The following is a 26,103-nucleotide window of genomic DNA, read 5'->3' as shown; positions in this document are numbered from 1 at the left end:
TTCCCAACAACTGCCACATCTTGCATTCTGGTGGAGGAGGTTGGATTCGAACCAACGTAGGCGTAAGCCAACAGATTTACAGTCTGCCCCCTTTAGCCACTCGGGCACCCCTCCGCAGAGAACTGACGATTATGGGGGAACAATGTCTCTTTGTCAAGGGCTGCTTGACCGTTCCGATCCCAACGCTCTCACTTATATAGTGATTGGGTGTTAGCCGTCCGTAAACGCAAAAACCCCACCGCGGCGGGTGGGGTTTCTGACTGGGGGGGAGCCTGACGATTACCTACTTTCACACGGGCAATCCGCACTATCATCGGCGTGGAGTCGTTTCACGGTCCTGTTCGGGATGGGAAGGGGTGGGACCGACTCGCTATGGTCATCAGGCATGACGGGTTGCTGCGTCGCAGGGTTGGAGTCAACCGCTTGCGCCACAGCCAATCGGGAAGAAGCGTAAAGGATTCGGGTGTGGGGGGTTGTGTTGTTTCTGGCACAACACTGAATCCCAACCGTGCGTTTCTGCTGGCTCCCGCGGGAGTTCACACCAATCCCCTTCGGGGATCGGACCGGCGTCAGTGCTCAAGCACTAACGCGGGTCGAGACACACCTGTTATAGGATCAAGCCTTACGGGCAATTAGTATCAGTTAGCTCAGTACATTACTGTACGTGCACACCTGACCTATCAACGTCCTGGTCTTGAACGACCCTTCAAGGGGCTCGAAGCCCCGGGGATATCTCATCTTAAGGCGAGTTTCCCGCTTAGATGCTTTCAGCGGTTATCTCTTCCGAACATAGCTACCCGGCGATGCCACTGGCGTGACAACCGGTACACCAGAGGTTCGTCCACTCCGGTCCTCTCGTACTAGGAGCAGCCCCCTTCAAATATCCAGCGCCCACGGCAGATAGGGACCAAACTGTCTCACGACGTTTTAAACCCAGCTCACGTACCTCTTTAAATGGCGAACAGCCATACCCTTGGGACCGACTACAGCCCCAGGATGAGATGAGCCGACATCGAGGTGCCAAACACCGCCGTCGATATGAACTCTTGGGCGGTATCAGCCTGTTATCCCCAGAGTACCTTTTATCCGTTGAGCGATGGCCCTTCCATACAGAACCACCGGATCACTATGACCTGCTTTCGCACCTGTTCGACTTGTCAGTCTCACAGTCAAGCACGCTTATGCCATTGCACTATCAGCACGATTTCCGACCGTACCTAGCGTACCTTCGTACTCCTCCGTTACACTTTGGGAGGAGACCGCCCCAGTCAAACTGCCTACCATGCACTGTCCCCGACCCGGATCACGGGCCAAGGTTAGAACCTCAAACAGATCAGGGTGGTATTTCAAGGACGGCTCCATTGAGACTGGCGTCCCAACTTCATAGCCTCCCACCTATCCTACACAGACCGGTTCAAAGTCCAATGCAAAGCTACAGTAAAGGTTCATGGGGTCTTTCCGTCTAGCCGCGGGGAGATTGCATCATCACAAACACTTCAACTTCGCTGAGTCTCGGGAGGAGACAGTGTGGCCATCGTTACGCCATTCGTGCAGGTCGGAACTTACCCGACAAGGAATTTCGCTACCTTAGGACCGTTATAGTTACGGCCGCCGTTTACCGGGACTTCAATCAGGAGCTTGCACCCCATCATTTAATCTTCCGGCACCGGGCAGGCGTCACACCCTATACGTCCACTTTCGTGTTTGCAGAGTGCTGTGTTTTTATTAAACAGTCGCAGCCACCAGTTTATTGCAACCCTTTCACCCTTCTGGCGCAGGCCAGTCAGGCTATGAGGGCGTACCTTATCCCGAAGTTACGGTACCAATTTGCCGAGTTCCTTCTCCCGAGTTCTCTCAAGCGCCTTAGAATACTCATCTCGCCCACCTGTGTCGGTTTGCGGTACGGTCACTGTGAAACTGAAGCTTAGAGGCTTTTCCTGGAACCCCTTCCAGTTGCTTCGCCACCGAAGTGGCTCGCCTCGCACCCTTGAATTGCGCGCCCGGATTTGCCAAAGCGCCTTCTCCAATGCAAGGACCGGGACTTCCAACACCCGGACAACCTTCCGCGATCCGTCCCCCCATCGCATTTCACAATGGTGCAGAAATATTAATCTGCTTCCCATCAGCTACGCATTTCTGCCTCGCCTTAGGGGCCGACTCACCCTACGCCGATGAACGTTGCGTAGGAAACCTTGGGCTTACGGCGAGGGGGCCTTTCACCCCCTTTATCGCTACTCATGTCAGCATTCGCACTTCCGATACCTCCAGCACACTTTCCAGTGCACCTTCGCAGGCTTACGGAACGCTCTCCTACCATGCACATTACTGTGCATCCGCAGCTTCGGTATATGACTTAGCCCCGTTACATCTTCCGCGCAGGACGACTCGATCAGTGAGCTATTACGCTTTCTTTAAAGGGTGGCTGCTTCTAAGCCAACCTCCTGACTGTTTTAGCCTTCCCACTTCGTTTCCCACTTAGCCATATTTGGGGACCTTAGCTGGCGGTCTGGGTTGTTTCCCTCTTGACACCGGACGTTAGCACCCGATGTCTGTCTCCCGTGATTGCACTCTTCGGTATTCGGAGTTTGCTATGGCGTAGTAATCCGCAATGGACCCCACAACCATGACAGTGCTCTACCCCCGAAGGTGACACACGAGGCACTACCTAAATAGTTTTCGGAGAGAACCAGCTATTTCCAGGTTTGTTTAGCCTTTCACCCCTATCCACAGCTCATCCCCTAACTTTTCAACGTTAGTGGGTTCGGTCCTCCAGCACGTGTTACCGTGCCTTCAACCTGGCCATGGATAGATCACCTGGTTTCGGGTCTACACCCAGCGACTGGACGCCCTGTTCGGACTCGCTTTCGCTACGCCTGCCCTAATCGGTTAAGCTCGCCACTGAATGTAAGTCGCTGACCCATTATACAAAAGGTACGCCGTCACCCCGCTTTAAGCGCTCTCGCGCTTAAATCCACTTCAAGCGCGCAGTGGTCATGTTTCAGACTTGATGTCTTTTGACGCATTCATTTCATGAATGCGTCGAAAGCGCTTAAAGCGGGGCTCCGACTGTTTGTATGCATGCGGTTTCAGGATCTGTTTCACTCCCCTCCCGGGGTTCTTTTCGCCTTTCCCTCACGGTACTGGTTCACTATCGGTCGATCACGAGTATTTAGCCTTGGAGGATGGTCCCCCCATCTTCAGACAGGATTTCACGTGTCCCGCCCTACTTCTCGTACACCCAGTTCTTCCATGCTGTTTTCGTCTACAGGGCTATCACCTGCTATGGCCGCACTTTCCAGAGCGTTCGACTAACAATACAGATAACGTGTACCGGCTGATCCCATTTCGCTCGCCACTACTCTGGGAATCTCGGTTGATTTCTTTTCCTGCGGTTACTTAGATGTTTCAGTTCACCGCGTTCGCTTCACGTAGCCTATGGATTCAGCTACGGATACTCCATTAGGAGTGGGTTTCCCCATTCGGACATCTCCGGATCAATGCTCGTTTGCCAGCTCCCCGGAGCTTTTCGCAGGCTACCGCGTCCTTCATCGCCTGTGATCGCCAAGGCATCCACCACATGCACTTGTTCGCTTGACCCTATAACGGGTGTGTCTCTGTGTCGACCCACGTTAGCGCTTTAGCGCTTACGTGGGTCCCATCCCCGGAGGGGATAGACGCACTCGCTACAGGTTGAGTATTCGTGTTGCGCCGTATTCCAAGGCAATCTTTCGATCACCTTTAAAATACATCGATACAATCACAACCCTGATTCACCTACTCGGCACCCATCTCCAGGTGCCTTTCGTGAATCTCTTTACTACTTCTTCCTGATTGTTAAAGAACGGCAGCCGGTATGAAGCCTGTGCCTCATACCGCTCTGACTGGCTCAATCGCCAATGCGCAACGCTCTGCCTTCAGGCAGAACCCTGCGCATTGAGGATTGGTGGAGGATGACGGGATCGAACCGACGACCCCCTGCTTGCAAAGCAGGTGCTCTCCCAGCTGAGCTAATCCCCCAGTCCCACAGATATTCCAGCGGCCCCGGCCCTTCAGCTCACCAGACAAGACCGTGGTGGGTCTGGATGGATTCGAACCATCGACCCCCGCCTTATCAAGACGGTGCTCTAACCGGCTGAGCTACAGACCCCTGAAGTCTGTCTGCGTTTCTTCTAACCACAGCCGATAAGCGTGAGCACTTGAGTGCAATGAATGCACAGCTCTGGAAAGGAGGTGATCCAGCCGCACCTTCCGATACGGCTACCTTGTTACGACTTCACCCCAGTCATGAATCCTACCGTGGTGACCGTCCTCCTTGCGGTTAGACTAGCCACTTCTGGTAAAACCCACTCCCATGGTGTGACGGGCGGTGTGTACAAGACCCGGGAACGTATTCACCGCGGCATGCTGATCCGCGATTACTAGCGATTCCAGCTTCACGCACCCGAGTTGCAGAGTGCGATCCGGACTACGATCGGTTTTCTGGGATTGGCTCCACCTCGCGGCTTGGCAACCCTCTGTTCCGACCATTGTATGACGTGTGAAGCCCTACCCATAAGGGCCATGAGGACTTGACGTCATCCCCACCTTCCTCCGGTTTGTCACCGGCAGTCTCCCTGGAGTGCTCTTGCGTAGCAACTAGGGACAAGGGTTGCGCTCGTTGCGGGACTTAACCCAACATCTCACGACACGAGCTGACGACAGCCATGCAGCACCTGTGTTATGGCTCCCTTTCGGGCACGCCCGCCTCTCGGCAGGATTCCATACATGTCAAGGGTAGGTAAGGTTTTTCGCGTTGCATCGAATTAATCCACATCATCCACCGCTTGTGCGGGTCCCCGTCAATTCCTTTGAGTTTTAATCTTGCGACCGTACTCCCCAGGCGGTCAACTTCACGCGTTAGCTACGTTACCAAGCCAATGAAGGCCCGACAACCAGTTGACATCGTTTAGGGCGTGGACTACCAGGGTATCTAATCCTGTTTGCTCCCCACGCTTTCGTGCATGAGCGTCAGTATTGGCCCAGGGGGCTGCCTTCGCCATCGGTGTTCCTCCACATCTCTACGCATTTCACTGCTACACGTGGAATTCCACCCCCCTCTGCCATACTCCAGCGCTGCAGTCACCAATGCAGTTCCCAGGTTAAGCCCGGGGATTTCACATCGGTCTTACAGCACCGCCTGCGCACGCTTTACGCCCAGTAATTCCGATTAACGCTCGCACCCTACGTATTACCGCGGCTGCTGGCACGTAGTTAGCCGGTGCTTATTCTTCCGGTACCGTCATCCCTCACGGATATTAGCCACGAGGTTTTCTTTCCGGACAAAAGTGCTTTACAACCCGAAGGCCTTCTTCACACACGCGGCATTGCTGGATCAGGCTTGCGCCCATTGTCCAAAATTCCCCACTGCTGCCTCCCGTAGGAGTCTGGGCCGTGTCTCAGTCCCAGTGTGGCTGGTCGTCCTCTCAGACCAGCTACAGATCGTCGGCTTGGTAGGCCTTTACCCCACCAACTACCTAATCTGCCATCGGCCGCCCCTTGAGCGCGAGGTCCCGAAAGATCCCCCGCTTTCCTCTCCCGAGCGTATGCGGTATTAATCCGGCTTTCGCCGGGCTATCCCCCACTCCAGGACACGTTCCGATGTATTACTCACCCGTTCGCCACTCGCCACCAGACCGAAGTCCGTGCTGCCGTTCGACTTGCATGTGTAAGGCATGCCGCCAGCGTTCAATCTGAGCCAGGATCAAACTCTTCAGTTCAAACCTGTTACTGTGTTCGGGCTCTCTCGAACCCGGTCGCTCACTCAACGTACTGACGATGATTGATCCGTCTTTCGACAGACAAACCTTCCTCTAATACTGTGTGAGGCTTCTGATACTTCTGCCTGACAGCAGACTCCGGAGAATCCGCCGCCGCATTCCGCATCAAGCGCCCACACTTATCGACTGTTAGTTTTTAAAGATCGGTCCGCCAAACCCGCCGTGCCTGAACCACCTGAACCACCACCACCCGGCACCGCTTCGTTTGCGTCGCTGCGTCTGCAGCAGAGAAGCGAAATTATGGAGACTCTTTCGCGTCTCGTCAATACCCGTTTTTGCTTTCGCTTAAAAAAGTTGCCGCTCACTTCCGGGTCGCATCCACCACGACCTCGACAGGAACTGCAGCGGCCATAGCCGCGTAGCCCGCGTCGCTTGGATGGATGTGATCGCCGCTATCGAAAGCGCGCTGCAGACGCTCCGGCTGCGCCCGATCGCGCAACGCCGCGTCGAAGTCGACGACGCCATCGAAAGCACGACTAGTTCGGATCCACTGATTAACCGCGAGTCGGATGTTTTCCCGCTCCGGTGGCAGCGACGCCGGCGTCAGCGTCGCGCCGAACATCTTGACACCGTTGCGCCGCGCGGCCGCGATCACTCGCTGGTAACCGGCGATCAGATCGGCAGCCGTGACCGACGTATGAGGAAAATCGCAGTCGAGGCCGCCATGAGGCGGCATTGCCGCAAAGTTGATGTCGTTGATGCCAATCAGCAGGATCGCCGCTTTGACGCCTGGACGTCGCAAAACGTCGCGCTCGAAGCGGCTCGCAAGCGCGTCGCCATAGCAAGGCGAGTCGCTCAGGAGCCGGTTGCCGCTGATGCCGAGATTCACGATCGCGGTCGACTGCGCGCCGCTCGCCGCCAGCCGCCGAGCCAGCGCATCCGGCCAGCGACGGTTCTGGTTGAGGGTGGAGCGCATGCCGTCGGTGATCGAGTCGCCGATCGCGGCCACGGCAAGCGACGGTGCCGCCGCCTCCACCGACAAACCCGTGACCCACACATATTGCGTGAAGCGGCCGGGAAACGCCGTGGCGGACGCGTCGGTGGTGTGATTGCCGGGCCAGGACACATAATTCACCTGATTCGACACTCGGTGCCATGCGACGATCCGCTGCTCCGGTCCCACGAACGCACTGATCGCATATGGCGCGCCCTCGACGACATCGATCGCGACCGGATCGCTGTCCAGCTCGCCGCCAGGCGGGACGCTGACCGCGCCCTTACCGCCAAACGTCACCCGACTGCCGGCGCCCTCGACTGCTGCAGCGCCACCGGCCGAGCGCGCGATGCGCAGTTCGTCGATGACGAGAGGCGTCTTGCCGTACGCATTACTCAGATGAATTCGCGCCACCCTCCCCGACAACGTCGGATACACGATTTGCCGAACGGTGCGCCCGGCGACTTCCGGCGCGCGATACAGCGGTGGCAACTCGGCCCGCTGTGGAATCGGTTGCAGCGCGGTCGCCCAAACGACGACCCAATGCTCGGACGCTTCGGCAGCGAACGCACTCGAGGAAACGACAAACGGGGCAAATTGGGCGAGCAGCGCCGCGCCGCATGCGACAGCCAGGGTGCGAATGGTCATTCGGAGGATCGGTTCGAGGCGAAACGCGCATTGTGCCCGAACGACGCGGCAATCGCCGGCAATCGCAGGCAGGTCCGCTTACCCCGGCGCCCGGCGGCTGTGCCGGCTCGGACTCACGCCGTTTGCTGACTCATGATCTTCAGCGCGACCGCTTCGGCGACCTCGATTCCGTCGATTGCCGCCGAGTAGATCCCGCCCGCATACCCCGCACCCTCGCCCGCCGGATACAGCCCGTTGACGTTGACACTCTGGTAGTCGTCGCCTCGACGCACGCGTACCGGCGACGAAGTTCGCGTTTCAACGCCGGTCAGCACCGCATCATGCATCGCGAAACCGGCGATTTTCTTCTCCATCTGTGGCAGCGCTTCGCGAATCGCTTCGATCGCGTAGTCGGGCAGCGCGGTGCTGAGATCGGTTGGCCGCACGCCCGGCTTGTACGACGGAACGACCGAGCCGAGTGAAGTGGACGGCCGCCCCGCGATGAAGTCGCCGACCAACTGCCCTGGAGCCATATAGTTACCGCCACCGAGCTCGAACGCCCGCTCCTCCCACTTGCGCTGGAACGCGATGCCGGCGAGCGGCCCGCCCGGGTAGTCGTCTGGCGTAATGCCGACCACGATGCCCGCGTTCGCGTTGCGCTCCGCGCGCGAGTACTGGCTCATGCCGTTCGTGACGACGCGCCCCAGCTCGGACGTGGCCGCCACCACGGTGCCGCCGGGACACATGCAGAAGCTATAAACCGCTCGCCCGTTGCTGCAGTGGTGCACCACCTTGTAGTCGGCTGCGCCGAGCTGTTTGTGACCGGCAAATTTCCCAAAACGGCTCCGATCGATGATCCCTTGCGGATGCTCGATCCGAAAACCGAGCGAAAACGGCTTCGCCTCGACGTGGACGCCGCGGTCGTACAGCATCTGGAAGGTATCGCGTGCGCTATGGCCGACCGCCAGCACAACGTGGTCGCAGCGCAGCGTCTCGCCGGTCGACAGCTTCAGCCCGCGCACCTGGCCGTTGTCGATGTCGATGTCCTCGACACGCGTTTCGAAGCGCACTTCGCCGCCCAACTCGTGGATGCTCGCGCGCATCTTCTCGACCATGCTGACGAGACGAAACGTGCCGATATGCGGCCGGCTCAGGTACAGGATGTCCTCCGGCGCACCGGCCCGCACGAATTCGTCGAGCACCTTGCGGCCGTAGTGTTTGGGGTCCTTGATCTGGCTGTAGAGCTTGCCGTCCGAAAAGGTGCCCGCGCCACCTTCGCCGAACTGCACGTTCGACTCGGGATTCAGCACCGATTTGCGCCACAGGCCAAACGTGTCCTTGGTGCGCTCACGTACGGCCTTGCCGCGCTCGAGGATGATCGGCCGGAAGCCCATCTGCGCGAGGATCAGACCCGCGAACAGTCCGCACGGCCCCATGCCGATGACGACCGGACGCGGCGTGCTCACTTGGGCGGGCGCTGCGGCGACGAACTTGTAGCGCATATCAGGCGTCACGCCGCAATGCGGCACGTCGGCGAGCCGTTTCAGCGCGGCCCCTTCATCCTTGACCTCGACATCGACGATGTAGGTGAGCTTGATGTCGGCGCGCTTGCGCGCGTCGTGCGCGCGGCGAAACACGGTGTATCGGATGAGCCCGTCCCGCGCCACGCCGAGTTCCGTGAGGCACGCACGGATGGCGGCTTCGAGGGCGCTTTCGGGATGATCGAGCGGGAGTTTGATTTCGCTTAGACGTAACATGAGTACCGGAGATGCAAGTGGGCCGCAAATCGCGGCCAATTCGCAATTTTACCGGTAAGTGTCGGCGCGGGGTGACGGCCGGTCATGAAGCGCCGGCCCGTCGAAACCGGGCAAACCAGCATGCATGCTTCGACGCCCTCAATGAGCTATCAGCCCCAACGTCTCTGCACAAAAAATTTATTAACCGACCGGTCGGTTGGTTTATACTACGCCGACACAGACCACTCCTCCAGAGAGAGCGTCCCTCATGTACACCCAATCCCTCGATATCCCCGGCAACGTCGCCCCGCTGGACGCGGACGCGAATTCGCCCGAACAACAGGCTCGCTTCGACGCGGTCATGAGCGCCGACGGCAAGATCGAGCCGCAGGACTGGATGCCCGACGCGTACCGCAAAACGCTGGTGCGGCAGATCTCGCAGCATGCGCACTCGGAGATCGTCGGCATGCTGCCCGAGGGCAACTGGATCACGCGCGCGCCGAGCCTCAAGCGCAAGGCGATCCTGATCGCCAAGGTGCAGGACGAAGCCGGCCACGGCCTCTATCTGTATAGCGCCGCCGAAACGCTCGGTGTCTCGCGCGAGCAGCTGATCGACGCGCTGCACGCGGGCAAGGCCAAGTATTCGAGCATCTTCAACTACCCGACACCCACCTGGGCCGACGTCGGCGTGATCGGCTGGCTCGTCGACGGCGCGGCGATCATGAACCAGATCCCGCTATGCCGCTGCACGTACGGCCCGTACGCCCGCGCGATGATCCGCATCTGCAAGGAAGAGTCGTTCCATCAGCGCCAGGGCTTCGACGCGCTGCTCGCGATGATGGCGGGCACCGAGGCGCAGCGCGAGCTGGTCCAGCAGGCGGTGAACCGCTGGTGGTGGCCGGTGCTGATGATGTTCGGCCCGAGCGACAAGGATTCGGTCCACAGCAACCAGTCGGCCAGATGGGGCATCAAGCGCATCACCAACGACGACCTGCGCCAGAAATTCGTCGATGCGACCGTCGAGCAGGCGAAGGTGCTCGGCGTCACGCTGCCCGACGCGGACCTCAAATGGAACGAGGCGCGCGGTCACTACGACTACGGCGACATCGACTGGGAAGAGTTCTGGCGCGTCGTCAATGGCGACGGCCCGTGCAACCGCGAGCGCCTCGCGACCCGCGTGAAGGCCCATGAAGACGGCGCCTGGGTACGCGAAGCCGCGCTCGCCCACGCGGAAAAGCAGCGCCAGCGCGCGCAACAGCACGCCGCCTGAGTGGCACCGCACATCAAAGGAATCAGGAGATCAGCAATGAACAAGGAATGGCCGATTTGGGAAGTGTTCGTGCGCAGCAAGCAGGGACTCGACCATAAACACTGCGGCAGTCTGCATGCCGCCGACGCGCCGATGGCGCTGCGCATGGCGCGCGACGTCTACACGCGCCGCCAGGAAGGCGTGAGCATCTGGGTGGTGCCGTCCTCGGCGATCACGGCCTCGGCGCCGCACGAGAAGGCCGAGCTGTTCGAACCGGCGGGCGACAAGATCTATCGCCACCCGACGTTCTACACGCTCCCCGACGAAGTCAACCACATGTAAGCGCGGCCATGACCACTACGTCCACTACGCCCGAACATCTCCAGTACGTGCTGCGCCTCGCGGATACCGCGCTGATCCTCGGTCAGCGCAACACCGAGTGGTGCGGCCACGGCCCGATCCTCGAAGAGGACATCGCGCTGTCGAACATGAGCCTCGACCTGATCGGCCAGGCGCGCCTGCTGTACACGCACGCGGCCGCGCTCGAAGCGCCGCTCACCGGCCGTCAGCGCAGCGAAGACGACTACGCGTACTTCCGCGCCGAGCGCGAATTCGCGAACTACACGCTCGCCGAGCTGCCGCATTACGGGCCGCTCGCCGGCACCGCGCAGGCCGGGAAGGATTACGCGGTCACGATCGTGCGCAACTTCCTGTACGCGACGCTGATGATGCACCTGTGGGGTGCGCTGACGGGCTCCAGCGACGGGCAGCTCGCCGCGATCGCCGCGAAGTCGATCAAGGAAACGCAGTACCACGTGCATCACGCGAGCGAGTGGCTGATCCGTTTCGGCGACGGCACCGACGAATCGCACCGTCGCGCGCAGGCCGCGCTCGACTATCTGATGCCGTACACGTACGAGTTCTTCAGCGCGGACGCGGTGGAAGACGCAGTCGCCGCGGCCGGCATCGGCCCGCGCACCTCGGCGCTGGAAGCCGCGTGGCTCGACGACGTGCGCGCCACGCTCGACCAGGCCACGCTGACGCTGCCCGCGGCGCTGCGGCACGTGAGCACGGGCAAGCACGGCGAGCATTCGGAGCACATGGGTTTCGTGCTCGCCCAAATGCAGAGCCTCGCGCGCCAGCATCCGGGCGCCAGCTGGTGAGTACGCGATGACGACCTCGACCGCCCCGCAGCCCGCGAACGCCGCCGCTGCCACGACCGCCACGCCCGATCCCGCGCTCACCCGCGCATGGACCGTGCTCGAAGCGGTACCCGACCCGGAGATCCCGGTGGTGTCGATCCGCGACCTCGGCATCCTGCGCGACGTGCGACGCGCCGCCGACGGCGCGCTCGAAGTCGTGATTACGCCGACCTACTCGGGCTGCCCGGCGATGTCGCAGATTGCCGAAGACGTCGGCCGTGCGCTCGAGGCCGCGCAGCTCACGCCATACCGCGTCGCCACCGTGCTCGCGCCGGCGTGGACCACCGACTGGATCACCGCCGAAGCCCGCGAAAAACTGCGCGTCTACGGCATCGCGCCGCCGACGGGCAACTGCGGCGCGGCCGCCCACGCGCAAGCGGCGCCGCAGGAGAAAGTCCTGCGCTTCGTGCCGCGCGCGCTGCCGGCCCCAGGCTGCCCACGCTGCGGCTCGGCGCACACCGAGCGGCTCGCGCAATTCGGCTCGACCGCCTGCAAGGCCCTGTATCGCTGCCTCGACTGCCGCGAACCCTTCGACTACTTCAAACCGTACTGATATGGCGACCCCGCAATTCCATCCGCTGCGTATCCGCGAAGTGCGCCCCGAAACCGCCGATGCGGTCTCGGTCGCCTTCGAAGTCCCGCCCGAACTGCGCGACCACTATCGCTTCACGCAGGGCCAGTTCGTCACGCTGAAGACGCATATCGACGGTGAGGAAACGCGCCGTTCGTATTCGATCTGCGTGGGCGTCACCGACTACGATCGCGACGGCGAGTTGCGCATCGGCATCAAGCGCGTGCGCGGTGGGCGTTTCTCGAACTTCGCGTTCGACACGCTGCAGCCGGGCCACACGATCGACGTGATGACGCCCGACGGCCGTTTCTTCACGCACCTGAACGCGGAACAGGGGCAGCAGTACCTCGCGTTCTCGGGCGGCTCGGGCATCACGCCGGTGCTCGCGATCATCAAGACGACGCTCGAAGTCGAGCCGCGCAGCACCTTCACGCTCGTCTACGGCAACCGCAGCGTCGACCAGATCATGTTCGCCGAGGAGCTCGAGGATCTGAAGAACCGCTTCATGAACCGCTTCGTGCTGTATCACGTGCTGTCGGACGACCTGCAGGACGTCGAGCTGTTTAACGGCGTGCTCGACCAGGAAAAATGCGCGGCGTTCATCGAGCAGCTGCTGCCGGCCGACGCGATCGACGAAGCGTTCATCTGCGGCCCCGCGCCGATGATGGATGCGGCCGAGGCCGCGCTCAAGGCAGCCGGCGTGCCGCCCGCGAAGGTGCACGTCGAGCGCTTCGGCACGCCGCTGCCGCAGGCGGGCGTGCCGCCCGTCGAGATCACCGCGGACACCCCCGCGGCCGAGCTCGAAATCGTGCTCGACGGCAAGCGCCGCAAGCTGCGCCTGCCGTATCAGGGCACGAGCGTGCTCGACGTCGGGCTGCGCGCCGGTCTCGCGCTGCCGTATGCGTGCAAGGGCGGCGTGTGCTGCACCTGTCGCGCGAAGGTGCTCGAGGGCGAAGTGAAGATGGAAAAGAACTACACGCTCGAAGAACACGAGGTCCGCGACGGGTTCGTGCTGACGTGTCAGTGTCATCCGGTTAGCGACAAGGTCGTCGTCAGTTACGACGAACGTTGAGTCGAGTGCTTTCGTGGCCTAGGTACGGACTGCCCTCCTGTGACGTCCGCCACCGCTTTCGGCCGTTTCGCGATCCGCTTAAACTAGGGGCCGCTCATCGATCGGGACATCGGGTTCCAGTCGGCGAGCGGCCTCTTTTTGTTACAGCTGCTGACGTCACTGCAAGCCCTTGCCCATGAGCACGATTCACCTCACCAACGGCGATGTCGCCGCCGAGTCGCTGCGTACCGCGCTGGACCAGGCGGGCCGCGACGATCGCGTGCAGCCGCTGCGGGACGATCTGGCGGTCGGCCCGTTACGCGGCGTCGACGACGCTCCGCACGTGCGCGCCGACTTCTGGGAACGCGTCAGCGCGGACACGCAACGCGACTTTGTGCGCGAGTTCCGCGAACAGGCCGCGGTGCTCGACGGCCTCGCCAGCAGCACCGCGAATCTCGTGGTGTGGCACGCCGAAAGCGCGTCCGATCAACTGATGCTGCGCCGCGTCTGCTACCTGGTGCGCAACAGCCCGCAGCGTTTGAACGAAGTGCGTCTGTCGATCGCCGACCTCACCGATCCGCAAGCGTGGGCGCATACCCGCAAGGATCGCGCGACATCGGTCGGCATGTTTGCGCCGGACGTATTGCAGACACACCTGCCGGACGCCGCGCCGATTTCCGTGCTGCGCATCAGCCGGCTCGCGCTCGAATGGCAGGAGGTCAAACAGGCGAACGGCGAGACGCGGCGCTGGCGTGACAACACCTTCACGAGCGGCAGTGTTGCCGAAATCGACGCGCTGATCCTCGACCGCGCAACCGACGACTGGCAGCCCGCCGCGCGCGTCGCCGCCTATGTGATGACCGCCGGGTTGTGGTTCCTCGTCAGCGACAGCATCGTGCTGTGGCGCATGCGCGAACTCGCGGCGCTGCGGCGCATCCGCCTGCGCGGCGATGCGAACGTATGGCGCTCGCTCGAACTGCGCGCGGCATCCGCCCCCTGCTCACCCCAATAAGATAAGAACAGACGAATATGGCCCGCACCCGAGCCCCCGACCACGAAACCCAACGCGAGCAGATTCTCGAACTGGCCGCCGCGAAGTTCGCGCAGACCAGCTATCCAAGCACCTCGATGGCCGATCTTGCCGCGGCGAGCGGCACCTCGAAAGCGCGCCTCTATCACTATTACGAGAGCAAGGAAGCAATCCTGTTCGATCTGCTCGATCGCTACACGAAGCGCCTGATGCTGATCATCGCCGAGGTGGAAGGATCGAGCCAGCGGCGCGAACTGAGCGAGCGAGAAACCTTCGCGGAGCTGATCCGCGCGTTCCTGTCCGAGTATGAGACGTCGCACAGCCGGCACGTCGCGCTGCTGAACGATGTCAAGTATCTGGTCGATTCGCAGCGCGAGATCATCCTGAACCGTCAGCGCGACGTAGTCGCCGCCTTCGCGCGGCAGCTCGTGCGCGCCTATCCCGAACGCGCGACACGCGACAACCAGACCGCGCTGACGATGATGGTGTTCGGCATGATCAACTGGACCTTCACGTGGCTCAAGCCGGACGGCCGGATGGGCTATCGCGAGTTCGCCGAGCAGGTGGTCGGCATGGTCGAGCATGGTCTCGGCAGCGCGCCGGCCAAGTAGACGATGGTCTGAACAGATCGCAACCCGCGCACTGGATGTTGCAAAGCAACAACATGCAGACCAAATAAATCAGCGCAGGGAATCCATGCAGCATCGCGTCACGAACGTACGATCACTTTTAACTTCTGTTTAAAATCAAATAATTAAATTTAGGGTTCCAGCGCTCCAGGTATTCACCTCGACTTTTGATACGGGTTTTCCCTAGTGAATGGCTTAGGTTTCCGTTAAAATCGGTTTTGCGGTGCACAACGCCGCCTGATTAAAAGGAGAACCCGACCATGAACATGCTGACCCATCGCAACACCGAGCCGATCGCGCCGAACGATCGCGCGTCGCTGCCTGCTGAACGCGCGCACGTTCTGGTCCGTGAACTCACCGCCGCCGATCGCGAACGCCTGCTTGCTCACTTCCTCGCGCTCGACGAAGAAGACCGTCTGCTGCGCTTCGGCCAGCTCGTGCCGAACCATGTGATCGAAAACTACGTGCGCGCGATCGACTTTACGCGTGACACCGTGTTCGGCGTGTTCAACAGCAAGCTGGAACTGAGCGGCGTCGGCCATCTGGCCTACCTGCCGGCCGAAGGCAACAAGCGCACCGCCGAATTCGGCGTCTCCGTGCTCGAAAGCGCACGCGGCATCGGTATCGGCTCGAGGCTATTCGAGCGCGCCGCGATCCGCAGCCGCAACACGCATGTGACGACGCTGTACATCCACTGCCTGGCGCGCAATTCGACCATGATGCACATCGCCAGGAAGGCCGGCATGAAGATCGAGTACGCGTACGGCGAGGCCGACGCCTATCTGACGCTGTCGCCCGCCGATCAGTCGAGCATCCTCGCGGAAATGCTGCAGGAGCAGGCCGCCGTGTTCGATTACGCGCTCAAGCGCCACGCACGCCAGGCATCGCGACTGTTCGAGTCGTTCATGCCGGTGGCTGTCGCTGCCTGAACAGTCGCTACGGGGAAATGAGATTGGGGCGGCCGCAAGGTCGCCCTCTTTTCTATCTGTACCCAATCAACGCCATGCGTAGGACCATGCGCGTGAAGCCTACAAAATGGGCAGCGCTGTCGTTTCCTTGATCTTTTCTAGCGAAAAGCTCGATTTCACATCGATCACCGATGGATGCCGCAGCAATTGATCCTGCACGAAGCGCGAAAAGTGCGCCATGTCCTCCACCTGGACGCGCAGCAGGTAATCCATCTCACCCGTCATCGCGTGACATGCGACAACTTCGGGCCACGTCTGCACGGCCGCGCCGAACAGATCGGCGTGCGTGGCCTCGCCATGCGGACTGAACGCGCGACCGCCACCCTTCTCCAGCCGCACGCTGACATACGCGAGCAGGTCAAGCCCGAGACGCTGCGCGTCGAGCAGCGCGACATAGCCGCGAATCACGCCGCTTTCCTCGAGCCGGCGAATCCGCCGCAGGCACGGACTCGGCGACAGATTGATCCGTTCCGCAATCTCCTGATTCGACAGCCGGCCATTCTCCTGAAGGATCGCCAGAATGCGTCGATCGATCGCGTCTATCTCGCCAATAGCCATGTTCTGCCACGTGTCGTTCGAATAGAGCCATAAACTGGCTCAAGCGTAGCGACGCGCGATTAAGTTCGCAAGTTTTTGCCTTCATCGCGGTTCTACACTTCCCCATCCGGTTGCGCTCAGCCGACCGTCCCGCGCGCTCACCGCCAGCGCGCCTCGGCAACCCTCTTGCATGGAATTGGAGACAGACGATGCAGGTTTCAACTTGGGAAAATCCTGTCGGCACCGACGGCTTCGAATTCATCGAATACACGGCGCCGGACCCGAAAGCGCTCGGCAAGCTGTTCGAACGGATGGGCTTCACGGCCGTCGCGCGGCATCGTCATAAGGACGTGATGCTGTATCGTCAGGGCGACATCAACTTCATCGTCAACGCGGAGAAGCATTCGTTTGCGCAGCGCTTCGCGCGCTTGCATGGCCCGTCGATCTGCGCGATTGCGTTTCGCGTACAGGACGCCGCGAAGGCCTACGCCCAAGCGCTCGAAAAAGGCGCATGGGGTTTCGACAACAGGACCGGCCCGATGGAGCTGAACATCCCGGCGATCAAGGGCATTGGCGATTCGCTGATCTATTTCGTCGACCGCTGGCGCGGCAAGAACGGCGCGACGCCGAACAGCATCGGTGACATCGACATTTACGACGTCGACTTCGAGCCGATTCCGGGCGCGAACCCGAACCCGGTCGGCCACGGCCTGACGTATATCGATCACCTGACGCACAACGTGCATCGCGGCCGCATGCAGGAATGGGCGGAGTTCTACGAGCGCCTGTTCAACTTCCGCGAGGTGCGCTACTTCGACATCGAGGGCAAGGTGACGGGCGTCAAGTCGAAAGCGATGACCTCGCCGTGCGGCAAGATTCGCATTCCGATCAACGAGGAAGGCTCGGACACCGCCGGTCAGATCCAGGAATACCTGGACGCGTACCACGGCGAAGGCATCCAGCACATCGCGCTCGGCACCAGCGACATCTACCGCACCGTCGACGGCCTGCGCGCATCGGACATTTCACTGCTCGACACGATCGACACGTACTACGAACTCGTCGACCGACGCGTGCCGAATCATGGCGAGCCGCTCGAGGAACTGCGCAAGCGCAAGATCCTGATCGACGGCGCACCGGACGATCTGCTGCTGCAGATCTTCACCGAAAACCAGATCGGCCCGATCTTCTTCGAGATCATTCAGCGCAAGGGCAACCAAGGCTTCGGCGAAGGCAACTTCAAGGCGCTGTTCGAATCGATCGAGCTCGATCAGATTCGCCGCGGCGTCGTGCAGGACAAGACCTGACCACGGAGACTCGCGCCTGATCGGCGCGCAGAAGAAAAAAGGGCGCGGATCGCAGGATCCTCGCCCTTTTGCGTTGCAACGCCGCCGCTCTCTTCGGAACGGCGGCCGGTCGTCACTAGACGCGCGCGATGCGGTGCGTCATGAATTCTGCCTGTACAGATCGCTGCCGATCGCACCGTCGACCCGCGCCGGCGCCACCTGCGCCGTGCGGATGATCGCGTTCGACAGTGCCCCCGTGCTGCCCGGATTCGAGCGCACCGGCGCGCTCATTGCGAAGAAAGCGGCGGAAACCATCAGGAAGGTCTGGATGTTTCTTGTGTTCATGCGTACTCCTTTTCTAACTGCCCTGCTGTCCAGAAGCTGCACAGAATGCGCGGCGTTCGGCATTGCTCGCAGGTCGGGGTTAGACAGTCGTTTTCACTGCGGTTCCGCAAATTTGTAGGTTTTACAGCTTGTTACACGCGCAGGCGCAACACAACTCCATTCCGGCGGAAATCCGCGACAACTGCTGACAACACGTCGGCAACTCGTCGCGAAACCGGCCGAAATCAGATCGTGCGCGGGGCGATTTTTGATCCGCTGCGGCGGGTTTCCACCAGTGCTACCATCGCTTAAAACCCGTCAATATGACGACCCCGGCCCCAGCATTCACGAGATGCCGGGGGCCAGAAAAGTTTTGGTGATCCCAAGCTGAAGTGGAGGAGTACACATAATGAATGCCCCGCTAGACGCAGGTCAGCGAGCCTCGCTCGAAGCCGCGTTGTCTTCCGTCACGCTCGACGACAAATACACCCTCGATCGCGGCCGCGCGTACATGAGCGGCATCCAGGCGCTGGTGCGTCTGCCGATGCTGCAGCAGGAACGCGACCGCGCCGCCGGCCTCAACACGGCCGGCTTCATCTCCGGCTACCGCGGATCGCCGCTCGGCGGCCTCGACCAGTCGCTGTGGAAAGCGAAAAAGCATCTGTCCGCGCATCAGGTGGTGTTCCAGCCCGGCGTCAACGAAGACCTCGCGGCCACCGCCGTGTGGGGTTCGCAGCAAGTTAATCTGTACCCGAGTGCCAAATACGACGGCGTGTTTTCGATGTGGTACGGCAAGGGCCCCGGCGTCGACCGGTCCGGTGACGTCTTCAAGCACGGCAACTCGGCCGGCTCGTCGCGGCACGGCGGCGTTCTCGTGCTCGCCGGCGACGATCACGCGGCCAAATCCTCGACACTCGCGCATCAGTCCGAACACATCTTCAAGGCATGCGGGCTGCCGGTGCTGTTTCCGTCGAACGTGCAGGAATATCTGGACTTCGGCCTGCACGGCTGGGCGATGAGCCGCTACTCGGGCCTCTGGGTCGCGATGAAGTGCGTGACCGACGTGGTCGAATCGTCCGCATCGGTCGATATCGATCCGCACCGCACCAACATCATCCTGCCGGAAGACTTCGTGATGCCCGACGGTGGGCTGAACATCCGCTGGCCCGATCCGCCGCTCGTGCAGGAAGCGCGTCTGCTCGACTACAAGTGGTACGCGGGCCTCGCCTACGTGCGAGCGAACAAACTCGACCGCGTCGAAATCGATTCGCCGCATGCGCGCTTCGGCATCATGACCGGCGGCAAAGCTTATCTAGACGTGCGCCAGGCGCTGACCGACCTCGGTCTCGACGACGAAACCTGCTCGCGCATCGGCATCCGGCTGTACAAGGTCGGCTGCGTGTGGCCGCTCGAAGCGCAAGGTGCGCAGGCCTTCGCACGCGGTCTCGACGAAATTCTGGTGGTCGAGGAAAAGCGCCAGATCCTCGAATACGCGATCAAGGAAGAGCTGTACAACTGGCCCGACGCGCAGCGCCCGCGCGTATTCGGCAAGTTCGACGAGAAGGACGGCGCGGGCGGCGAATGGTCGGTGCCGATGGGCAACTGGCTGCTGCCGGCGCACTACGAGCTGTCGCCCGCGATCATCGCGAAGGCGATCGCCACGCGGCTCGACAAGTTCGATCTGCCATCGGACGTGCGCGCCCGCATTGCCGCGCGCATCGCGGTGATCGAGGCGAAGGAAAAGGCGCTCGCGCGGCCGCGCGTCGAAGTCGAGCGCAAGCCGTGGTTCTGCTCGGGCTGCCCGCACAACACGTCGACCAACGTGCCGGAAGGCTCGCGCGCGATGGCCGGCATCGGCTGTCATTACATGACGGTCTGGATGGATCGCAGCACCAGCACGTTCAGCCAGATGGGCGGCGAAGGTGTCGCGTGGATCGGCCAGGCGCCGTTCACGAACGACAAGCACGTGTTCGCCAATCTCGGCGACGGCACCTACTTCCACTCGGGGCTGCTCGCGATTCGCGCGGCGATCGCGTCGAAGGCGAACATCACCTACAAGCTGCTGTACAACGACGCGGTCGCGATGACGGGCGGCCAGCCGGTCGACGGCGTGCTGAGCGTGCCGCAGATCACGCATCAGCTCGCCGCCGAAGGCGCGGCGAAGATCGTCATCGTCACCGATGAGCCGGAGAAGTACGCGGCAAACGTCGGCCTCGCGCCCGGCGTCGACATTCACCACCGCGACCAGCTCGACGACGTGCAACGTCAGCTGCGCGAGGTTCCGGGCACCACGATCCTGATCTACGACCAGACCTGCGCGACCGAAAAGCGCCGTCGCAGGAAACGCGGCGCGTATCCCGATCCAGCACGGCGCGTCGTGATCAACGAAGCGGTGTGCGAAGGCTGCGGCGACTGCTCGGTGAAGTCGAACTGCCTGTCGGTCGAACCGCTCGATACTGAGTACGGCACGAAGCGCCAGATCAACCAGTCGACCTGCAACAAGGACTTCTCGTGCGTGAACGGCTTCTGCCCGAGCTTCGTCTCCGTTGAAGGCGGCCAGTTGCGCAAGCCGAAGGCGGCGTCGGGCGCCGGCGCCGAAATGCCGCCGGTGCCGGATCCCGAGTTGCCGTCCATCGACCGTCCGTACGGCGTTCTGGTGACGGGCGTCGGCGGCACGGGCGTCGTCACGATCGGCGCGCTGCTCGGCATGGCCGCGCATCTCGAGAACAAGGGCGTCACGGTGCTCGATGTCACCGGCCTCGCGCAGAAAGGCGGCGCCGTGATGAGCCACGTGCAAATCGCGAAGCAGCCCGCCGACATCCACGCGACCCGCATCGCAATGGGCGAAGCGAGCCTCGTGATCGGCTGCGACGCGATCGTCACCGCCAGCGACGAATGCGTGTCGCGGATGCACGCGGATCGCACGCGCGTCGTGCTGAACAGCGCGCACACGCCGACGGCCGAGCTGATCAGGAACCCGAACTGGCGCTTCCCCGGCAGCAGCACCGAAGCCGACGTGCGCGCCGCGGCCGGCGATGACAATGTCTCGACCGTCGACGCGAATCACTTCGCCGTCGCGCTGCTCGGCGACGCGATCTACACGAACCCGTTCGTGCTCGGCTATGCGTGGCAGCGCGGCTGGGTACCGCTCACGCACGAGTCTCTGATTCGCGCGATCGAGCTGAACAACGTGCAGGTGGACAAGAACCGCGCGGCGTTCGAATGGGGCCGGCGTGCCGCGCACGATCTGGCTGCGGTACGCAAGCTCGCGCAAACGCAGGGACGCGGCGATCCGGCCGACAGCGCGGACGGCAAGATCATCGCGCTGCATACGCCGAAGGCGCTCGACACGCTGATCGACAAGCGCGCCGACTATCTGACCGCCTGGCAGAACCGTGCGTACGCGGAGCGCTATCGCGCGCTGGTGTCGCAGGTGCGAGCCGCGGAAGAAGCGCTCGATTCCGCCGACGGCCAAATGCCGCTGACCGAGGCGGTCGCGAAGAACCTGCACAAGCTGATGGCGTACAAGGACGAATACGAAGTCGCACGTCTGTACAGCGACCCGGCGTTCATCGAAAAACTGAACGCGACGTTCGAAGGCGACTGGAAGCTGCACCTGCATCTCGCTCCGCCTACGCTATCGAAGAAGGACGCGCACGGCCATCTGGTGAAGAAGAAGTACGGCCCGTGGATGTTCCGCGCGATGCACGTGCTCGCGAAGCTCAAGTTCCTGCGCGGCACCGCGTTCGACGTGTTCGGCAACACCGGGGAGCGTCGCACCGAGCGCGCGCTGATCGGCGAATACGAGGCATTGGTGCGTGAGCTGATCGGCGGGCTGACTTCTCAGAAACGCGATCTCGCGGTCGAGCTCGCGAATCTGCCCGACGGCATCCGCGGCTATGGGCATGTGAAGGAAAACAACCTGAAAGGCGTGCGCATCAAGTGGAACGAGCTGCTCGCGCGTTGGCGTTCGCCGGATGCGGGCAAGACGCAGCACGCGGCTTGATCGACTCTCCCAGCTGAACCGAAAAGCGGCGGTCTGCACGGACCGCCGCTTTTTTTCAGGCGCAAAAAAGCGCTACGGAACCGGGGTTCCGTAGCGCTTCTGCCCAGGCCGCCGCGCGCGCGTTACTGCTGCGCCCACGCCAACCTCACGTGATACACGTTACTTCGCGTTCACCGACTCGCGCGCGTTCGCCGAGGCAACCGCCGTCATGTTGATGATCCGGCGCACGGTCGCGGCCGGCGTCAGGATATGCACCGGCTTTTCCGCACCCAGCAGGAACGGCCCGACCGTCACACCCTCGCCGCCCACGACCTTCAGCAGGTTGTACGCGATGTTCGCCGCTTCGACGTTCGGCATGATCAGCAGATTCGCTTCGCCGGCGAGCGTCGTGCCCGGGAACGCGGCCTTGCGGACCGCCTCCGACAGCGCCGCGTCGCCGTGCATTTCCCCGTCGATTTCGAGCGACGGCGCGCGTTGCGTGATCAGCTTGCGCGCCGCGGCCATGCGCTGCGACGACGACGACGGCGCGCTGCCGAAGTTCGAGTTCGACAGCAGCGCGACCTTCGGCGTGATGCCGAACTTCTCGATTTCGCGCGTGGCGAGCATCGTCATGTCGGCAAGCTGCTCGGCGGTCGGCACTTCGTTGACGTACGTGTCGCAGATGAACAGGTTACGGCCCGGCAGCATCAGCAGATTCATCGCGGCGAAGTTCTCGACGTCGTCGGCCTTGCCGAGCACCTGCTCGATGAAGTTCAGATGCGTGTGGTACTGGCCGATCATGCCGCAGATCATGCCGTCCGCTTCGCCAAGGCGCACGAGGATCGCGCCGATCAGCGTGTTGAACTTGCGCATCGCGGCCTTCGCGACGTCCGGCGTCACGCCTTCGCGCGCGCCGAGTTCGTGATACGCCTGCCAGCACTTGTGATAGCGCGGATCGTCTTCCGGATCGACGATCTCGACGTCTTCACCGCACTTGAGCTTCGAGCCCATCTTCTTCAGACGCATCTCGATCACCGACGGACGGCCGACCAGGATCGGCTTGGCGATCTTTTCGAGCAGCACGAACTGCGCGGCGCGCAGCACGCGCTCGTCTTCGCCTTCCGCGAACACGATGCGCGCCGGTGCCGACTTCGCCGCCGCGAACACCGGCCGCATCACCATGCCCGAGCGATAGACGGTCGCGCCGAGCTGTTCGCGGTACGCATCCATGTCCTGGATCGGGCGGGTCGCGACGCCCGAATCCATTGCGGCCTGCGCGACGGCCGGCGCGATCTTGATGATCAGGCGCGGATCGAACGGCTTCGGAATCAGGTATTCGGGACCGAATTCGAGCGAATGGCCTTCGTAGGCCTTCGCGACTTCATCGCCCTGGTCGGTTTCCTCGGCCAGTTCGGCAATCGCGCGCACGCACGCGAGCTTCATTTCTTCGGTGATCGTCGTCGCGCCGACGTCGAGCGCGCCGCGGAAGATGAACGGGAAACACAGCACGTTGTTGACCTGGTTCGGATAGTCCGACCGGCCGGTCGCGATGATGCAGTCCGGGCGCACCTTGCGCGCTTCTTCCGGACGGATTTCCGGCTCGGGGTTCGCGAGCGCGAGAATCAGCGGCTGCGAGCCCATTTCGGCGACCATCTCCGGCTTCAGCACGCCGGCGCTCGAGCAGCCGAGGAACACGTCCGCGCCGCGGATCGCATCGGCGAGCGAGCGCGCTTCGGTGTGCGCGGCATAGCGCTCCTTCGACGGATCGAGGTTGCCGCGCCCTTCGTAGATCACGCCCTTCGAGTCGGCGACGAGAATGTTCTGCTTCGACAGACCGAGATTGACGAGCAGATCCAGACACGCAATGGCCGCCGCGCCCGCGCCCGAACAGACCAGCTTCACTTCGTCGAGCCTCTTGCCGACCACCTTGAGGCCGTTCAGGATCGCCGCCGACGCGATGATCGCGGTGCCGTGCTGATCGTCGTGGAAGACCGGAATCTTCATACGTTCGCGCAGCTTCTTCTCGATGTAGAAGCACTCGGGCGCCTTGATGTCCTCGAGGTTGATGCCGCCCAGCGTGGGCTCGAGCATCGCGATCGCCTCGACGAGCTTGTCCGGATCGGATTCGCTCAGCTCGATGTCGAACACGTCGATGTCCGCGAACTTCTTGAACAGACACCCCTTGCCTTCCATCACCGGCTTCGCGGCAAGCGGGCCGATGTTGCCGAGGCCGAGCACAGCGGTGCCGTTCGTGATCACGCCGACGAGGTTGCCGCGCGACGTGTACTTCTGCGCGTCGAGCGGTTCCTCGTGAATTGCCATACAGGCTGCCGCCACACCCGGCGAATACGCGAGCGACAAATCCAGCTGGTTCGACAGTGCCTTGGTAGGCGTCACCGAAATCTTGCCAGGTTTCGGATTCTGGTGATATGCGAGAGCGCTTTGCTTGAGTTGTTCGTCCATTTCTAGGCCTGCGAGACGTAAGTGATTGGGCCCGGCGACACACATCGTTGCAGCGCTTTCATCTGTCGGACGGATAGACGACCGAGGCGGTTTTCGCACGCGCCCGGTCAGGCGCGACGGCTTACCTCGACGAACACGGGACGATGTGGAGTGCTTCGCGGGTCGATCAGTGTACACCCCGGACGTGTCGATGCACTGAGTGGTTAACAGGACTCGCCATTAGCGAAACAGGCGCTCAGGACGCTGCGTCGCCACGACCCGGCCGTGCTTTTCCGCCACGCGGCGAGGCGCCATGCGGGCCGCATGGTCCACGCATTCGCAGTATTCGAAGCGATTGAAGGACGCGCTTCGTCGACGCGGTCAGTCGAGTTCGGCGCCGCGTCGCTCAGGTATCAGAACCAGGGTCGCGAGGATGTCGAGCAGGTAAATCGACGCCAGTAGCGCGAGCGCCGCGCCGAACGAGTAGCGCGCCGCCAGCGCGCCCACGACGACCGGCCCAAAGCCGCCCACCGCGCGACCCGCGTTGAACAGCACGTTTTGCGCGGTGGCGCGCGCATCGGTTGGATAGAGCTCCGAAATCAGCGCGCCGTAGCCGCCGATCATGCCGTTGACGAACACCCCCATCGCCGCGCCGCCGATCAGCAACGCCATCGGCGTCGTCAGTTGCGCATAGACGAACACCATGACGACGGCGCCCGCCTGGTAGAACAGGAACGTCGGCTTGCGGCCGAAGCGGTCGGCGGCGATGCCGAATAGCCAGATGCCGGCCGCCATGCCGAGAATCGTCGCGGCGGTCCACAGCCCCGATTTGGTCAGCGAGTAGCCGAAGGTCTTCGACAGATAGCTGGGTAGCCAGATCATCAGCCCGTAATAGCCGAAGTTCTGCACCGAGCACAGGATCGTGACGCCGAGGCTCGCGCGCGTCGTGCGTCCATCGACGAACAGCAGTTTCAGCGGCAGCTTGCGCATGCCGCGCGCGACGCGTTGGTTGAAAATCGCCGGCTCCTCGACGCGGCGCCGCACGAAGAACGACACGACCGCCGGCAGCAGCCCGAGCGCGAACATGCCGCGCCAGCCGATCACCGGCAGCAGCAGCGGCGTCAGCAACGCGGCCGCCAGCACGCCAAGCTGCCAGCCGAGCCCGACATACGACGACACCCGCGCCCGCTGCGACGCCGGCCACGCTTCGGCGACCAGCGTCATACCGATGCCGAATTCGCCGCCCAGCCCGATCCCGGCGATGGTCCGATAGATCAGCAGGTCCGTGTAGCCTTGCGCGAGCGCGCACAGGCCGGTGAACACCGCGAAGATCAGGATCGTCCACGTCAGCATGCGCACGCGGCCGAAATAATCGCTGAGCACGCCGAAGAGCACGCCGCCCGCCACCGCACCGATGAGCGTCCATGTGACCAGCGCACCGGCCTGCGAGGAACTCAGATGCAGGTCGGCGGCGATCACCGGCAGCATGAAGCCGAGAATCAGCAGATCGAAGCCGTCCATCGCATAGCCCAGCACCGACGCAAGCAGCGCGCGGCCCGCATAGCCCGGTTCGACGGCGGAGCGGGTTTCGGTGGCGGAGGCGGAGGCGGGTGGAGCGGCGTTCATTGAAAGCATTCCGTAGGTCTGAAGGCGGCTGGGTGGGAAGCGTCCCGGGAAAGTCGCGTGAGTGTAAAGGCGGCCTCACCCGGTCACAAG

16 protein-coding genes, 3 tRNA genes and 3 rRNA genes are annotated in these 26,103 nt (G+C 62.2%); 10 read left to right on the top strand and 12 right to left on the bottom strand.

Translation table 11 applies throughout. The features are described 5' to 3' along the window. Positions 1–28 precede the first annotated feature (28 nt). The 8 genes from OKW30_RS19745 to OKW30_RS19710 form a co-directional block, all read right to left on the bottom strand. A tRNA-Tyr gene (locus OKW30_RS19745) sits at positions 29–114 on the bottom strand. A gap of 156 nt (positions 115–270) precedes the next feature. Then, positions 271–384, bottom strand: a 5S ribosomal RNA gene (rrf, locus tag OKW30_RS19740). A gap of 227 nt (positions 385–611) precedes the next feature. Beyond that, positions 612–3,597 (bottom strand): 23S ribosomal RNA (locus OKW30_RS19735). A 344-nt stretch (positions 3,598–3,941) separates the two neighbouring features. Continuing rightward, positions 3,942–4,017: transfer RNA gene (locus OKW30_RS19730), tRNA-Ala, on the bottom strand. A 53-nt stretch (positions 4,018–4,070) separates the two neighbouring features. Then, positions 4,071–4,147: transfer RNA gene (locus OKW30_RS19725), tRNA-Ile, on the bottom strand. Between the two features lie 76 nt (positions 4,148–4,223). Continuing rightward, positions 4,224–5,756 (bottom strand): 16S ribosomal RNA (locus tag OKW30_RS19720). The 16S, 23S and 5S rRNA genes sit together here with 3 tRNA genes alongside, the layout of an rRNA operon. A gap of 361 nt (positions 5,757–6,117) precedes the next feature. Beyond that, entirely contained in the window at positions 6,118–7,398 is a 1,281-nt protein-coding gene (locus OKW30_RS19715) for an SGNH/GDSL hydrolase family protein (protein ID WP_184073510.1), read from the bottom strand. A 113-nt stretch (positions 7,399–7,511) separates the two neighbouring features. Next, positions 7,512–9,134 carry an NAD(P)/FAD-dependent oxidoreductase gene (locus tag OKW30_RS19710; RefSeq protein ID WP_429347419.1) on the bottom strand — a complete coding sequence of 541 codons (1,623 nt, stop codon included), beginning with the start codon at positions 9,132–9,134 and terminating at the stop codon, positions 7,512–7,514. 247 nt (positions 9,135–9,381) lie between these two features. Here OKW30_RS19710 and paaA point away from each other — a divergent pair, with 247 nt between their 5' ends. From paaA to OKW30_RS19670, 8 genes are all read left to right on the top strand, one after another. After that, entirely contained in the window at positions 9,382–10,383 is a 1,002-nt protein-coding gene (gene paaA / locus OKW30_RS19705) for a 1,2-phenylacetyl-CoA epoxidase subunit PaaA (protein ID WP_184056337.1), read from the top strand. 36 nt (positions 10,384–10,419) lie between these two features. Then, positions 10,420–10,704 (top strand): 1,2-phenylacetyl-CoA epoxidase subunit PaaB, encoded by a 285-nt coding sequence (gene paaB / locus OKW30_RS19700; protein ID WP_018418671.1) that lies wholly within the window; start codon positions 10,420–10,422, stop codon positions 10,702–10,704. 8 nt (positions 10,705–10,712) lie between these two features. Further along, positions 10,713–11,525 carry a 1,2-phenylacetyl-CoA epoxidase subunit PaaC gene (paaC, locus tag OKW30_RS19695; RefSeq protein ID WP_429347418.1) on the top strand — a complete coding sequence of 271 codons (813 nt, stop codon included), beginning with the start codon at positions 10,713–10,715 and terminating at the stop codon, positions 11,523–11,525. 7 nt (positions 11,526–11,532) lie between these two features. After that, on the top strand, positions 11,533–12,117 hold the full coding sequence (gene paaD, locus OKW30_RS19690; RefSeq protein ID WP_429347417.1) for a 1,2-phenylacetyl-CoA epoxidase subunit PaaD: 585 nt from the start codon (positions 11,533–11,535) through the stop codon (positions 12,115–12,117). Between the two features lies 1 nt (position 12,118). Beyond that, positions 12,119–13,207 carry a 1,2-phenylacetyl-CoA epoxidase subunit PaaE gene (paaE, locus tag OKW30_RS19685; protein WP_184034674.1) on the top strand — a complete coding sequence of 363 codons (1,089 nt, stop codon included), beginning with the start codon at positions 12,119–12,121 and terminating at the stop codon, positions 13,205–13,207. Between the two features lie 175 nt (positions 13,208–13,382). After that, positions 13,383–14,198 (top strand): DUF1835 domain-containing protein, encoded by an 816-nt coding sequence (locus OKW30_RS19680; RefSeq protein WP_184073518.1) that lies wholly within the window; start codon positions 13,383–13,385, stop codon positions 14,196–14,198. 17 nt (positions 14,199–14,215) lie between these two features. Next, on the top strand, positions 14,216–14,827 hold the full coding sequence (locus OKW30_RS19675) for a TetR/AcrR family transcriptional regulator (RefSeq protein WP_184073520.1): 612 nt from the start codon (positions 14,216–14,218) through the stop codon (positions 14,825–14,827). Positions 14,828–15,105: 278 nt separating this feature from the next. Further along, complete coding sequence (locus OKW30_RS19670; protein ID WP_429347416.1) at positions 15,106–15,774, top strand: GNAT family N-acetyltransferase; 669 nt, start codon at positions 15,106–15,108, stop codon at positions 15,772–15,774. 99 nt (positions 15,775–15,873) lie between these two features. Here OKW30_RS19670 and OKW30_RS19665 read toward each other — a convergent pair whose 3' ends face one another. Next, a complete protein-coding gene (locus OKW30_RS19665) occupies positions 15,874–16,371 on the bottom strand; it encodes an Lrp/AsnC family transcriptional regulator (RefSeq protein WP_184034682.1) in 498 nt (165 codons plus the stop codon). A gap of 188 nt (positions 16,372–16,559) precedes the next feature. Between OKW30_RS19665 and hppD the strand changes: the two genes are divergently transcribed. Then, positions 16,560–17,657, top strand: coding sequence for a 4-hydroxyphenylpyruvate dioxygenase (gene hppD / locus OKW30_RS19660; protein ID WP_429347415.1), 1,098 nt, complete (start codon positions 16,560–16,562; stop codon positions 17,655–17,657). A gap of 138 nt (positions 17,658–17,795) precedes the next feature. Here the strand turns inward: hppD and OKW30_RS19655 are convergent, their stop codons facing one another. Continuing rightward, positions 17,796–17,981, bottom strand: a complete 186-nt coding sequence (locus OKW30_RS19655) for a hypothetical protein (RefSeq protein ID WP_184056361.1) — start codon at positions 17,979–17,981, stop codon at positions 17,796–17,798. Positions 17,982–18,369: 388 nt separating this feature from the next. Here OKW30_RS19655 and OKW30_RS19650 point away from each other — a divergent pair, with 388 nt between their 5' ends. Next, positions 18,370–21,966, top strand: a complete 3,597-nt coding sequence (locus OKW30_RS19650) for an indolepyruvate ferredoxin oxidoreductase family protein (RefSeq protein WP_429347414.1) — start codon at positions 18,370–18,372, stop codon at positions 21,964–21,966. Positions 21,967–22,125: 159 nt separating this feature from the next. Here OKW30_RS19650 and OKW30_RS19645 read toward each other — a convergent pair whose 3' ends face one another. Continuing rightward, a complete protein-coding gene (locus OKW30_RS19645) occupies positions 22,126–24,408 on the bottom strand; it encodes an NADP-dependent malic enzyme (protein ID WP_184073528.1) in 2,283 nt (760 codons plus the stop codon). A 360-nt stretch (positions 24,409–24,768) separates the two neighbouring features. After that, positions 24,769–26,013: an MFS transporter gene (locus tag OKW30_RS19640; protein ID WP_429347413.1), complete on the bottom strand. Its 1,245-nt coding sequence runs from the start codon at positions 26,011–26,013 to the stop codon at positions 24,769–24,771. Positions 26,014–26,103 lie beyond the last annotated feature (90 nt).

Origin of the sequence: Paraburkholderia sp. Clong3 (assembly GCF_050436485.1) — a bacterium.
In the GTDB taxonomy this organism is placed as follows: Bacteria; Pseudomonadota; Gammaproteobacteria; order Burkholderiales; family Burkholderiaceae; genus Paraburkholderia; species Paraburkholderia tuberum.
Note: the sequence above shows the minus strand (reverse complement) of the source record. Positions and strands in the feature narration are given on the sequence as shown.

What these genes read in the sequence shown, in the direction of transcription:
- OKW30_RS19715 (WP_184073510.1), bottom strand. Translation starts at nt 7,398, where the DNA reads ATGACCATTCGCACCCTGGCTGTCGCATGCGGCGCGGCGCTGCTCGCC.
- OKW30_RS19710 (WP_429347419.1), bottom strand. Translation starts at nt 9,134, where the DNA reads ATGTTACGTCTAAGCGAAATCAAACTCCCGCTCGATCATCCCGAAAGC.
- paaA (WP_184056337.1), top strand. Translation starts at nt 9,382, where the DNA reads ATGTACACCCAATCCCTCGATATCCCCGGCAACGTCGCCCCGCTGGAC.
- paaB (WP_018418671.1), top strand. Translation starts at nt 10,420, where the DNA reads ATGAACAAGGAATGGCCGATTTGGGAAGTGTTCGTGCGCAGCAAGCAG.
- paaC (WP_429347418.1), top strand. Translation starts at nt 10,713, where the DNA reads ATGACCACTACGTCCACTACGCCCGAACATCTCCAGTACGTGCTGCGC.
- paaD (WP_429347417.1), top strand. Translation starts at nt 11,533, where the DNA reads ATGACGACCTCGACCGCCCCGCAGCCCGCGAACGCCGCCGCTGCCACG.
- paaE (WP_184034674.1), top strand. Translation starts at nt 12,119, where the DNA reads ATGGCGACCCCGCAATTCCATCCGCTGCGTATCCGCGAAGTGCGCCCC.
- OKW30_RS19680 (WP_184073518.1), top strand. Translation starts at nt 13,383, where the DNA reads ATGAGCACGATTCACCTCACCAACGGCGATGTCGCCGCCGAGTCGCTG.
- OKW30_RS19675 (WP_184073520.1), top strand. Translation starts at nt 14,216, where the DNA reads ATGGCCCGCACCCGAGCCCCCGACCACGAAACCCAACGCGAGCAGATT.
- OKW30_RS19670 (WP_429347416.1), top strand. Translation starts at nt 15,106, where the DNA reads ATGAACATGCTGACCCATCGCAACACCGAGCCGATCGCGCCGAACGAT.
- OKW30_RS19665 (WP_184034682.1), bottom strand. Translation starts at nt 16,371, where the DNA reads ATGGCTATTGGCGAGATAGACGCGATCGATCGACGCATTCTGGCGATC.
- hppD (WP_429347415.1), top strand. Translation starts at nt 16,560, where the DNA reads ATGCAGGTTTCAACTTGGGAAAATCCTGTCGGCACCGACGGCTTCGAA.
- OKW30_RS19655 (WP_184056361.1), bottom strand. Translation starts at nt 17,981, where the DNA reads ATGAACACAAGAAACATCCAGACCTTCCTGATGGTTTCCGCCGCTTTC.
- OKW30_RS19650 (WP_429347414.1), top strand. Translation starts at nt 18,370, where the DNA reads ATGAATGCCCCGCTAGACGCAGGTCAGCGAGCCTCGCTCGAAGCCGCG.
- OKW30_RS19645 (WP_184073528.1), bottom strand. Translation starts at nt 24,408, where the DNA reads ATGGACGAACAACTCAAGCAAAGCGCTCTCGCATATCACCAGAATCCG.
- OKW30_RS19640 (WP_429347413.1), bottom strand. Translation starts at nt 26,013, where the DNA reads ATGAACGCCGCTCCACCCGCCTCCGCCTCCGCCACCGAAACCCGCTCC.